The following is an 11,817-nucleotide window of genomic DNA, read 5'->3' as shown; positions in this document are numbered from 1 at the left end:
CGTCCGACGATCCGGAGCCGCCGCAGCCCGCGAGCCCGACGGCGGCCGCGGCACCCGCGCCGAGGCCGAGCATTCCCCTCCGGGAGAAAGTACGCATGGAGATCCCCGATCCGTCACGTCCTGTGGTGCTCACCCCCTCAGAAGCCGTGACGGACGCCGGGGTTCCCTCAGCACCGTACGAGTTTCGTGACGAATGTCATGGCCATATCCGTACGTCACCGGGGGCTCACCGCCCCCGCACGCTCCCCTGCTCTCCCGCGCCCCGCCGCCCCGCGCGCCGGACGCCGTGCCCCTCCCCTTCAACCGGCCTTCAACCGGCCTTCACCGGCCTGGCGCCCGGAAGGAGACGAGCGAGGCCGGTGTCGCCCGGGGCAGCCAGGCGGCGCGGCCGTCGCTCAGGTGCGACGCGGCAGACCGCCGATCACCCGTTCGGTGATCTCGTCGACCGGTCCGACGGCCTGAACGGTCAGCAGGATGTCCGCGTAGTGGTCGAGCAGCGGGGCGGTCTGGCGTGCGTAGACCTGCTGCCGGTGGCGGATGACGTCCTCGGTGTCGTCCGGCCGGCCGCGCTTCAGCAGCCGTGCCACCACGACCTCCTCGGGAACGGCGAACTCCACCACGGCGTCCAGTGCGGTCCCGGCGGAGTCCAGCATGCCGGCGAGCTCCCGTGCCTGCGGCACGGTGCGGGGGAAGCCGTCGAGGAGGAAGCCGTGCCGGGCGTCCGGCTCCGCCAGCCGCCGGCGGACCATGCCGCCGGTGACGTGGTCGGGGACGAGTTCGCCGGTGTCGAGATACCGCTGGGCCTCCTGTCCGAGGGGCGTCCGGCGGGTGACGTGCTCGCGGAACAGGTCTCCGGTGGAGATGTGGGGGATGCCGAGTCTCCGGCTGAGTATGGCTGCCTGGGTGCCCTTGCCCGCTCCGGGAGGGCCGATGAGGACGAGTCGCATCAGCGCGTGCGTGCCTTCCAGTCGTCGCGCTCTCGGCGCATGGATGAGACCCGGGACTCAGGCCGCTCGGACCGCGGCAGGATCCCGGGCGCGGGATACCGCTCGGTTGCTTCGGATCGGTTGCTTCGGATGCGCCCGGCCGGGCGTGATGTTCGTCCGCCCGGCCGGGCGTGGTGTCCGGATGCGCCGGTGCCGGCGCTCTTCGGTCAGGCGGCCCGTGGCCGGCGGACGTGTCCCTCGGTCAGGACCAGCACCGGGCCGTGCGCCCGGTGCGGACGGCGGGCCAGGAGGCCGCACAGCGCGTCGGCCACCGCCGTCCGGTACGCGTCCGCGCCGATCGACGGACTGGGCACGAGGGTGTGGACGTCGACGCGGGGCGCCAGTTCGGCCGCCAGCCACTCGGTGAGCTCGGTCAGTCCGGCCAGGGCCACATCCCGCGCCCCGTCCCGGACGACGTCCGCGACCACGGTGACGACCGATCCGCCGTGCGCGGCCATCCAGCGCCGGTGGGCACGCTGCACACAGGCCAGCGGCACGACGAGGTCCCGCTGGAGGACCTCGCGCAGAGCCAGGGGGTCCAGCTCCATCAGCGGTGTCGTCCGGGGGCCGGCCGCGACCAGGTTCACCAGGTGGTCGAGGCGCCCGAAACGGTCGACGACCGTGTCGACGGCCCGGCCGAGGCCGGCGGGGTCGCCGGGATCGCACGGCAGGGCGAGTACGGCCCCCGCGGGAGCCGTCGCGGCACACCCGCCGTGGCCGACGGCGCCGGCCAGCGCCACCCGGGCGCCGTGTGCCAGCAGTCTCTCCGTCATCGCCGCGACGGGACCGCCCGCTCCGGTGAGGAGCACGACCCGGCCGGACGACAGGCCGCTGTGCGCCATCCGCGTCCTCTCTCTTCCTCGTCCCTCGACGCCGGCCGGTCAGCCGGCCTGTGACGTCCCGCCCTTGAGGCCGGCGTTGATCAGGTCCACCACGGACGCGTCGGCGAGCGTGGTGACGTCGCCGACCTCCCGGTTCTCGGCGATGTCGCGCAGCAGCCGTCGCATGATCTTCCCGGACCGGGTCTTGGGCAGCTCGGGGACCACCATGATCTGGCGGGGCTTGGCGATCGGGCCGATCTCCCGGGCCACGTGCTCGCGCAGCGCCGCGGCCACGTCCTCGGTCCCGGCGGCGCCGCCCCGCAGGATGACGAAGGCGACGATGGCCTGTCCGGTCGTCGCGTCCGACGCGCCGACCACCGCGGCCTCGGCCACCGTGGGGTGCGAGACGAGCGCCGACTCGACCTCGGCGGTGGAGATCCGGTGCCCGGACACGTTCATGACGTCGTCCACGCGGCCGAGCAGCCAGATGTCCCCGTCCTCGTCGTAGCGCGCGCCGTCACCGGCGAAGTAGTAGCCGTGGTCGGCGAAACGGGACCAGTACGTCTCCCGGTAGCGCTCCTCGTCGCCCCAGATCCCGCGCAGCATCGACGGCCAGGGCTGGTCGAGGACGAGGTAGCCGCTCTCGCCCCTGCCGACCTCCTGGCCCTGGTCGTCGACCACCTTGGCGGACAGGCCCGGCAGGGGGGTCTGTGCCGAACCGGGCTTCCCCGCCCGCCCGTCGGGCAGGGGGGAGATCATGACGGCGCCGGTCTCGGTCTGCCACCAGGTGTCCACGATCGGCGCCCTGCCGCCCCCGATGTGCTCGCGGTACCAGCGCCACGCCTCGGGGTTGATGGGTTCGCCGACGCTGCCGAGCACCCGGATCGAGGACAGGTCGTGGCCGGCGGGGATGTGCTCGCCCCACTTCATGAAGGTGCGGATGAGGGTGGGGGCGGTGTAGTAGACCGTGACGCCGTACCGCTCGATGATCTCGAAGTGCCGTCCCTCGTGCGGGGTGTTGGGCGTCCCCTCGTACATGACCGAGGTCGTCCGGTTGGCGAGCGGTCCGTACACGATGTACGAGTGCCCGGTGATCCAGCCGATGTCGGCGGTGCACCAGTAGACGTCGGTGTCGGCGTCGAGGCCGAAGACGGTGCGGTGGGTGTACGCGGCCTGGGTGAGGTAGCCGCCGGAGGTGTGCAGGATGCCCTTCGGCCTGCCCGTCGTACCGGACGTGTAGAGGATGAACAGCGGGTGCTCGGCGTCGAAGGGCTCCGGTGTGTGCTCGTCGGACTGGGCGTCGACCAGGTCGTGCCACCACACGTCGCGGCCCTCGGTCCACGGCACGTCGATGCCGGTGCGCCGGACCACCAGGACGTGCTCGATGCTCGGGGTGTCCTTGGTCGCCTCGTCGGTGTTCGCCTTCATGGGCTCCGCCTTGCCCCGCCGGTACTGCCCGTCCGACGTGATCAGCAGCCTGGCCTGGGCGTCCTCGATACGGGACTGCAGGGCGGCCGGGGAGAAGCCGCCGAACACCACGCTGTGCGGGAGGCCGAGCCGGGCGCAGGCCAGCATGGCGAAGACCGCCTCGGGGATCATCGGCAGCTGGATGGCGACCCGGTCGCCGGCGGTCAGGCCGAGGGAGAGCAGGGCGTTGGCCGTCCGGCAGACCTCACGCCTCAGCTCGGCGTAGGTGATCGTGCGGGTGTCGCCCGGCTCGCCCTCCCAGTGGAAGGCGACCTGGTCGCCGTAACCGGCTTCGACATGGCGGTCGACGCAGTTGTACGCCACGTTCAGTCTGCCGCCGGTGAACCAGCGGGCGAAGGGCGCGTCGGACCAGTCCAGCACCTGGTCCCACTCGGTGTCCCAGTGCAGCTGCCCGGCCTGCTGCGCCCAGAACGCCAGCCGGTCGGCGGCGGCGTGCTCCGCCGGTCCGGACACGGCGGCGTCCCGGGGCGTGAGCGGATTCTCGGGCAGGGCGTGGTCGGCGGAGCGCGGAGACATTCAGGATCCTCCAGTGGGGTACGGGTGCTGACGGCACAGGTGCCGGGCCGGGGGAGAGCGGCCGGCCGTCATGGGGTGGAACGATGACCGAGGAGGGTTGGCGGGAGGTTGGCGGACGCGGCCCTGGCGCCGGGGCCCTGTCGCGGCGCCAGGGCGCTCGGGCCCTGCTGGGACGCTAAGGCCGTTCTCCGGCGGTCCAGCGGCTCACCAGACGCAGGGCGAGGCGTGGCCGCAGCGGCGCGGTGGTCCTGCGGCGTGCGGCGCCCAGCCATACGCCCCAGCCGTAGGCGAGGTCGTCCAGGCGGCGGATCGCCGCATGGGCGAGGGGTGAGAGCGAGCTGCCCGAGCGGCGGTGGTCGGCCAGCCCCTCGGCGACGGCCGCGACGATCAGCACACGCCGCACACGGCGGCTCGCCACGGCGGCGGTCACCGCGACGGGCCAGTGGTGCCGGGTGGCGCAGCGCAGCAGTTGCTCGGCGGTGCCGCGCAGCGCGGCGAGGGACAGCAGCGCTCCCGCCCGGGGCGGGTTGTCGGCGTCGGGCATCCGGCGGGCCACCCGTACGGCGGTCACCGCGGTCAGGGCCGCCGCCGCGGCCGCCGGGAGCGGCCTGCCGCGCAGCAGCAGGGCGCAGGCGGCGAGCGACCAGGGAGCGGCGTACAGGGGCGGCACCTGGCCGGGGTGACGCAGCGCCAGGTCGGCGGCGCTGGTGCCGTATCCGGCCCGCTGGGCGAGCCAGCCGCGCAGGTCGGTGCGGTGCCGGTGGCCCACGCGCGCGGCGGGGACGTACCGCAGCCGCCAGCCGGCCTCGTGCAGCCGCATGCACAAATCGACGTCCTCCCCGACCCGCATGTCCTCGTCGAAGCCCGCGCCGACGGCACACCGGCGGACCACGACGGTCGCGCTGGGCACGTACGACAGCGCGGACACCGGCACGACCGGCCCCTCCCTGTCCCCCATGTCCAGCGGCGAGCGCTTCTCCTCGTACCGGTCCAGGAGCCCCGGCGCGGACACGGGCAGCGCGACCACGCGGGGGGCGGCGAGCGCCACCGCGGGGTCGGTGAACTGTGCCAGCAGGAGCGCGAGCCAGCCGGGTTCGGGGACCACGTCGGAGTCGCAGAACGCCACGTACGGGGTGCGGGCGTGCCGCAGGCCGGTGTTGCGGGCCGCCGCCGGGCCGAGGTTGCGCGGGTGGGTCAGCAGCTCGGCGTCATGGACGCGGGCCACCCGGGCCAGGGCCGCGGGGTCGGCGGAGCCGTCGTCCACGACCAGGACCGGCAGGCGCGAGGTCGGCGGGTCGGCGCGCAGGGCGGTCAGCAGCCGGTCGAGCTGGTCGGCGCGGTCGCGGACGGGGATCACCACGGTGGTGTCGGCCACCGGCACCGGCGCGGGGCGCGGATGCGCGATCCCGGTGTCGAGCAGCCGTCGCGCGAGTACGCCGCTCGCCGGGTCCGTGACCGTGAGCCGGCCCCCGTCCAGGCGGCGGGCCGCCGGGGCGGTCAGCCGCAGCAGGCGCAGCGGCGAACCGCCGAGCACCAGCCGTCCGTCCTTCGACCGGTGCGTGTCGGCCGCGAGTTCGACCGTGAAGCCGGCCGGCAGAGCGGTGTCCGGCGGAGCGGTGAGCCGGATGCCCCGCGGAGGTGCCGGTGTGCGCGGTGCGTGTGTCGTCATGCCGTGTGTCATGCGGTGAACCCTCCGTCCGCGTGCAGTACGGAACCGGTGAGCGCGAAGGAGTCGGGCGAGCAGGCCCAGGCCACCGCGGCGGCCACCTCCTCGGGCTCCAGCAGGCGCCCGGTGAGCTGCCGGGCGGCGAGCTCGTCGGCGTCGGGCAGGCCGTAGAGGCCGGCCGTGGCCCGCAGCATGTCCGTGCGGGTCGAGCCCGGCGAGACGGCGACCGCGGTCACGCCGGTGTCCCGCAGGTCGCAGGCGAGGCCGCGCACCAGGCCGACCACGGCGTGCTTGGCCGCGCAGTAGGCGCCCAGGCCCCACAGACCGCGGTGGGCGGCGGCCGAGGCGAGGGCGACGAAACGGCCGTGCCGGGGATGCGGCCCGCGCAGCAGGGCCGGTACGGCGGCACGGGCGAGGTTGACCACGCCCATGACGTCCACGTCGAACAGGGTCCGCCACTGGGCGTCGGTCTGCTCCCACACCGGGCCGCCGCCGAGGATCACCGCGGCGGCGGCCACGGCGGCGTCGAGACCGCCGAACTCCTCTTCGGCCAGCTCCACCGCGCGGTGCAGCGCGGCGGTGTCGCGCACGTCGGCGCGGACCGCACGGACCAGGGGGAACTCCCGCGCCAGGAGGTCCAGCCGGCGGGGCTCGGCCAGCGGATAGGGCACGTCGGGGTCGTCCGCGCAGCGGTCCACCGCCACCACGGCCCAGCCGTCGCGTGCCAGCCGCCGTACCGTCGCGGCGCCGATGCCCCGGGCGGCGCCGGTGACGACGGCCACCCGCCGGCCGGTCATCGCCCGCTCCCCGCGGGGGCGGCGGCCGGCTTCCCGGCGGGAGGGCCGAGCCGTCCCCGTTCGCCCACCCGCCAGGCGCGGATGTCCTCGGCGAGGCGGTCCGCCATCCGGTCCAGGAGCCGTTCGCCCTCGCTCGCGCTGGCCCCGGCGGGGTCGCCGAGGACGCCCGACGGGCTCACCCCGCGCACGGACTCGGCGACCAGACGGTCCATCAGCAGATGGACGGGGTCGGTGGGCCCGGCGACGGCCTGCTCGGCGCGCACGGCCGCGTACCGCAGCCGCAGCATCATCGAGGTCTCGGTGCGCCCGGCGTGGGCGTCGGCACCGGGGCCGGGCGGCAGGCACGGCCACCAGGCCGCGTCGCGGCCCTCGCCGCGCAGACCGGTGACCGCCTCGGCCAGGCTCACCAGGTTGCCGCCGTGCCCGTTGACCACGAGCAGTCGGTCCGCCCAGCGCAGCAGCGAGCGGCCGATCTCGATGACCAGCAGGCGCAGCGCGTCGTGGCCGACGGACACCGTGCCGGGGAAGCCCTCGTGCTCGCCGCTGGCGCCGTACGGCTGCGCCGGGGCGACCAGCACGTCCACCTCTCCGGCGAGCCGCACCACGGTCCGCTCGGCGACCTCGGAGGCGACCGCGGTGTCGGTGTCCAGCGGAAGGTGCGGGCCGTGCTGCTCGCAGGACCCCAGCGGCAGCAGCACCAGGGGGCGGCGCCGGGCCAGGTCCGGCCAGACCTGGTTCGCGAGGCGGAACGTCACGGCGCACCCCCGTGGCCGGCGCTCACCTCAGACCGCTCCCAGCGTCCGGGTGAACCCGGGCGGGATCACCACGTCGTCGCGGGTCAGTTCGTGGACGGACGAGCGCCCGAGCCCGAGCAGGGCCGAGTCGATGCCGCGGCGCAGGATGTCGAGGACGTTCTCCACCCCGGCCTGTCCATTGGCCGCCAGGCCCCACAGGTAGGCGCGTCCGATCATCACCGCCCTGGCGCCGAGCGCCAGCGCCTTGACCACGTCGCTGCCGCGCCGGACGCCGCCGTCGAGAAGCAGCTCGACCTGGTCGCCCACCGCGTCCGCGATGGCGGGCAGGGCGCGGATCGGCGCCGGGGTCGCGTCGAGGTTGTTCCCGCCGTGGTTGGACACCGAGATCGCGGTGACCCCGGCGTCGACCGCGCGCAGGGCGTCGTCCACCCGGCAGATCCCCTTGAGCATGAACGGCCCGTCCCACTGCTCGCGCAGCCAGCGCACGTCGTCCCAGGACGGCGGGGGCGTCGCCATCCACTCGCCGTAGGCGCCGAAGAACGTGGGCGCCTCCTGGCCGGGATCGACGATGTTGGGCACCTTCAGGTCCGGAAGCCGGCGGGACTTGACGAAGTCCCACAGCCAGGCCGGGCGGGCCAGTGCCTCGGGTGCGAAGCGCACCATCTCCTTCAGGGTCAGCCGCTCCGGAATCCTGGGGCTGCCCCAGTCCCGGCCGTAGGAGAAGGACCAGTCGAGGGTGACGATCAGCCCCTTGGCGCCGGCGTCGCGGGCGTTCTCCAGGCGCCGGGCCATCGCGTCCTTGGAGCCCATCCAGTACACCTGGAGGAACGTCTGCGGATTGACCTCCACGACCTCCTGGAGCGGCTTGCTGGCGAACGAGCTGAGCCCCATCGCCGTGCCCCGCGCGGCGGCGGCGCGGGCGACGGCCACCTCGCCGTCCGGGTGCACCGCCTGCACACCGGTCGGGGAGATGATCACCGGCAGGGAGATCTGCTGTCCCATGACGGTCGTGGCCTGGTCGCGCTTGGCCGACAGCCCGGCCACGTGCGGGGCGAAGCCCAGCTCGCCGAAGGCGGTGGTGTTGTCGTCGTACGACACGCCCTTCTCGGAACCGGCGAGCAGCGCGCTGTAGACGGATTTCGGCAGCCGCTTCCTCGCCAGCCGCTGGGCTTCCGCGACCGTCTCGATCCACCCGCTCATGTCATCCTCTTTCGTCGTCTCGGGCCGGCCGTGGGGATCCCCCTGCCCGGGTGGAGCCGAGGGTCCGGGGGAGGTCGTACGGCCGTTCACATCAGGTCAAGACCGGCCAGGGGGCTCTCGTCGCAGAAGCGGTCCGGGCGGCGGGACCGCACGGTGGGCATGCCCAGGGGCACGGTGCGGTGCGAGTGGTCGTTGCCCTGACGCGGGAGTGCGTCCGGGTCGACCGTCGAGAGCGCGGCGGCGCCGTGGCCCTTGACGCACTCCGGGTCCGGGCCGTCCAGCGGGAGGCCCGTGAAGAACTTCGCGGCCATGCAGCCGCCCTGGCAGGTGTCGTACGCCGGGCAGCCCGAGCAGGCCCCGCCGGAGGAGGGGCGGCGCAGGTCGGCGAAGAGGTCCGACTCACGCCACACCCGCTCGAAGCCGCCGGCCGAGCGGACGTTCCCCGCCCGGAACGCGTCATGGATGGCGAACGGGCAGGCGTAGACGTCGCCCACGGGGTCGATCAGGCAGACCACCCGTCCGGCGCCGCACAGGTTGAGGCCCGGGATGGGCGTCGAGCCCAGTGCGTTGAGGTGGAAGAACGAGTCCCCGGTGAGCACCTTCTCCCCGTGGCCGACCAGCCAGTGGTAGAGCTCGCGCTGCTGCTCGGCGGTGGGGTGCAGCTCGTCCCACACGTCCGCGCCGCGCCCCGACGGCCTGAGGCGGGTGATCCGCAGCTGGGCGCCGTACCGGTCGGCGAGTGCGGCGAAGTCGTCGAGCTGCGCGACGTTCTGGCGTGTCACCACCACCGAGATCTTGAAGTCGGCGAAGCCCGCCTCCGCGAGGTTCTCCATGGCGCGCACGGCCATGTCGTACGAACCGGGGCCGCGGACCGCGTCGTTGACCTCGCGGGTGGCCCCGTCGAGGGAGATCTGCACGTCGACGTAGTCGGTGGCGGCCAGGCGCCGGGCCCGCTCGGGACTCAGACGCACGCCGTTGGTGGAGAACTTCACGCCCACCTGGTGGGCGATCGCGTAGTCGAGCAGCTCCCAGAAGTCGGGGCGGACCGTGGGCTCGCCGCCGCCGACGTTGATGTAGAACACCTGCATCCGCTGGAGCTCGTCGATCACGGACTTGATCTCGTCCGTGGACAGCTCCTGGGGGTCGCGCCGCCCGGACGAGGACAGGCAGTGGACGCAGGACAGGTTGCAGGCGTACGTCCACTCCCAGGTCAGGCAGATCGGGGCGTGCAGGCCGCCCTTGAACTGCTCGACGAGGGCGGGGACCCGCTGTGCGGCGGGCGGGGGGTCGTGCAGGGTGGTCATCACCGTGCTCCGGTTCCACTGCGCTGGGGAACGATCATGTCGGCGGCGGCCAGCGAGGCCAGCGCCCGCAGAAAGGCGTCCCGCCGGGCGTCGGGCACCTCGGCCAGGGCGGCCCCGACGCTGGGGTGGCGGTCGAGTCCCCGGACCAGGTCGACGAGTTCCGGTGCCTTCAGGAAGGACAGCCGGCGGTTGCCGAAGTGGTAGGCGAGGGCCCCGAACGGCTCGGGACGCAGCGCGACGGAGGGATTCAGCCGGTAGGGCCGCGTCGCGTCGAACACCGTGCCGTCCGGGGTGGCCGAGGGGGAGGGCATGGCGGCCGGCCTCAGTAGACGCCGCACATGCCGTCGATCGACACCTCCTCGACGAGGACTTCCTCGATCACCTCGTCGACGGCGGTGTCCGGCTCGGCGCTGATCAGCTGGTTCTCGTTCATGGCACATCTCCTGTACGGACGGGAAGTGCGGGAATTGCAGGAATTGCGGGAAATGCAGGACTCGCGGGAAATGCCGCGAGATGAAGGGCAGTCCGGTACCGCCGTGCAGTGACCGGCCAGTACTCGACGCTACGGAGGTCTCCGGTCGCGTCTCGCCCTGCTTCCGGCCGTCCTCGCCCTGTCCGGTCGGACAGGTGGGTCACCGCCGGCACCGGTGTCCGCCGCGTGTCCTGTCCGATCGGACAGGGTGCTTCCCGTCCGTTCGCGCTCCGCTGCCGTCCGGGCGGCCGGTGTCGTCCCGCCCCGTGTTCGGCGGAAGGTGAGTCACGCCACGCACTCCGGCACGTCCGTGCCCCACCCGGGCCGTCCGTGCTCCACCACGGGGATCCCCCTGCTCGAGCGCAGCCGAGCGCACATGCCGGGCACCGCACCACAGACGGCGCTCAAGAGCAGCCCCGGGGAGCAGTCGACGCAGTACGCGCGGTCCTCCGCGCGGAGAGGAAAGTCCCGATCATGAAGGTCGAAGAACTTCTCAAGCCGTTCCCGATCAAGGAATTCCATCCCTTCCCGCGGGCGCTCATGGGCCCGGGCGCCCATGAGCTGATCGGCCCCGAGGCCAAGAAGCTGGGCTTCAAGCGCACGCTGGTGATGACGACGGGTCTGCGCGGCAGCGACACCGTGCACAAGATCGTCGAGTCGATGAAGTACCACGGCCTGGAGGTCGTGGTGTACGACAAGGTCGAGTCGAACCCCAAGGACTACAACGTCATGGACGCCGTGGCGCTGTACCAGGAGAACAAGTGCGACTCGTTCGTCTCCATCGGCGGCGGCTCCTCGCACGACGCCTGCAAGGGCGCCCGCATCTCGGTGGCCCACGACGGCCGCAACGTCAACGAGTTCGAGGGCTTCAACAAGTCCGAGAACCCCAAGAACCCGCCGCACATCGCGGTCTCCACCACGGCCGGCACCGGTTCGGAGACCTCCTGGGCGTACGTCATCACCGACACGACCACCGACCCCGACAACCCGCACAAGTACGTCGCCTTCGACGACGCCTCCGTGGCCACGCTCGCCATCGACGACCCCACGCTGTACTACGACTGCCCGCTCGACTACACGGCACAGTGCGGCTTCGACGTCCTGGCGCACGCCTCCGAGCCCTATGTCTCCCGGCTCAACTTCCAGCCGTCGCTGGGCAACGCGCTGCACGCGATCCGGCTCACGGCCCGTCACCTGAGGCAGGCGGTGTGGAACGGCCAGGACCTGGCCGGGCGTGAGGGCATGATGTACGCCCAGTACATCGCGGCGCAGGCGTTCAACTCCGGCGGCCTCGGCATCATCCACTCCATCTCGCACGCCGTCAGCGCCTTCTACGACACCCACCACGGCCTCAACAACGCCATCGCGCTGCCCCGTGTGTGGGCGTTCAACATGCCCACCAACTACGAGCGGTTCGCGGACATCGCCGAGGCCATGGGCGTCGACACCCACGGCATGACCAAGGTCCAGGCGGCCGAGGCCGCGCTCGCCGCGGGCATCCGGCTGCTGCGGGACGTCGGCATCCCGGAGAAGTTCACCGACGTCAAGCAGGACACGTACTCCAAGAACCGGCTCGGCCAGGGCCCGACGAAGTTCTACGAGCAGGCCAAGGTGATCAAGGGTGACGCGGCCGACGTCGACCGCATCACGCGCCACGTCCTCGGTGACGCCTGCACGCCGGGCAACGCCAAGGAGTGCACGTTCGACACCGTCCGGCCGGTCGTCGAGCACTGCATGAACGGCGACCTGGACGACCTGCTCGGCTGAGCACCTCGCGCTCGGGAGCGGGGGCCGCACTGGGAGGTCGCCCCC

11 protein-coding genes are annotated in these 11,817 nt (G+C 73.2%); 1 reads left to right on the top strand and 10 read right to left on the bottom strand.

Annotated features, from left to right (window positions below; genetic code table 11):
• Positions 1–395: 395 nt before the first annotated feature.
• The 10 genes from ABD224_RS25865 to mftA form a co-directional block, all read right to left on the bottom strand.
• Positions 396–947 (bottom strand): adenylate kinase, encoded by a 552-nt coding sequence (locus ABD224_RS25865; protein ID WP_344054056.1) that lies wholly within the window; start codon positions 945–947, stop codon positions 396–398.
• 206 nt (positions 948–1,153) lie between these two features.
• Positions 1,154–1,828, bottom strand: a complete 675-nt coding sequence (locus ABD224_RS25860; protein ID WP_344054055.1) for an SDR family oxidoreductase — start codon at positions 1,826–1,828, stop codon at positions 1,154–1,156.
• A gap of 39 nt (positions 1,829–1,867) precedes the next feature.
• A complete protein-coding gene (gene acs, locus ABD224_RS25855; protein WP_344054053.1) occupies positions 1,868–3,811 on the bottom strand; it encodes an acetate--CoA ligase in 1,944 nt (647 codons plus the stop codon).
• Positions 3,812–3,986: 175 nt separating this feature from the next.
• Positions 3,987–5,480: a mycofactocin biosynthesis glycosyltransferase MftF gene (gene mftF / locus ABD224_RS25850; protein WP_344054051.1), complete on the bottom strand. Its 1,494-nt coding sequence runs from the start codon at positions 5,478–5,480 to the stop codon at positions 3,987–3,989.
• 8 nt (positions 5,481–5,488) lie between these two features.
• On the bottom strand, positions 5,489–6,274 hold the full coding sequence (locus ABD224_RS25845; protein ID WP_344054049.1) for a mycofactocin-coupled SDR family oxidoreductase: 786 nt from the start codon (positions 6,272–6,274) through the stop codon (positions 5,489–5,491).
• A complete protein-coding gene (gene mftE, locus ABD224_RS25840; protein ID WP_344054047.1) occupies positions 6,271–7,029 on the bottom strand; it encodes a mycofactocin biosynthesis peptidyl-dipeptidase MftE in 759 nt (252 codons plus the stop codon). Before mftE ends, ABD224_RS25845 begins: the two co-directional genes overlap by 4 nt.
• Before the next feature lie 27 nt (positions 7,030–7,056).
• Entirely contained in the window at positions 7,057–8,229 is a 1,173-nt protein-coding gene (mftD, locus tag ABD224_RS25835) for a pre-mycofactocin synthase MftD (protein WP_344054045.1), read from the bottom strand.
• Positions 8,230–8,315: 86 nt separating this feature from the next.
• Positions 8,316–9,533, bottom strand: a complete 1,218-nt coding sequence (gene mftC, locus ABD224_RS25830; RefSeq protein ID WP_344054043.1) for a mycofactocin radical SAM maturase — start codon at positions 9,531–9,533, stop codon at positions 8,316–8,318.
• Complete coding sequence (gene mftB / locus ABD224_RS25825) at positions 9,533–9,844, bottom strand: mycofactocin biosynthesis chaperone MftB (RefSeq protein WP_344054041.1); 312 nt, start codon at positions 9,842–9,844, stop codon at positions 9,533–9,535. The genes mftC and mftB overlap by 1 nt, the downstream gene beginning before the upstream one ends.
• 11 nt (positions 9,845–9,855) lie before the next feature.
• Entirely contained in the window at positions 9,856–9,966 is a 111-nt protein-coding gene (gene mftA, locus ABD224_RS25820) for a mycofactocin precursor MftA (RefSeq protein ID WP_344054039.1), read from the bottom strand.
• 513 nt (positions 9,967–10,479) lie between these two features.
• Between mftA and mdo the strand changes: the two genes are divergently transcribed.
• On the top strand, positions 10,480–11,772 hold the full coding sequence (mdo, locus tag ABD224_RS25815; protein ID WP_344054036.1) for an NDMA-dependent methanol dehydrogenase: 1,293 nt from the start codon (positions 10,480–10,482) through the stop codon (positions 11,770–11,772).
• The last annotated feature ends 45 nt before the right edge of the window (positions 11,773–11,817 follow it).

The organism is Streptomyces thermoalcalitolerans, from assembly GCF_039525155.1.
Lineage (GTDB): Bacteria > Actinomycetota > Actinomycetes > Streptomycetales > Streptomycetaceae > Streptomyces > Streptomyces thermovulgaris.
Note: the sequence above shows the minus strand (reverse complement) of the source record. Positions and strands in the feature narration are given on the sequence as shown.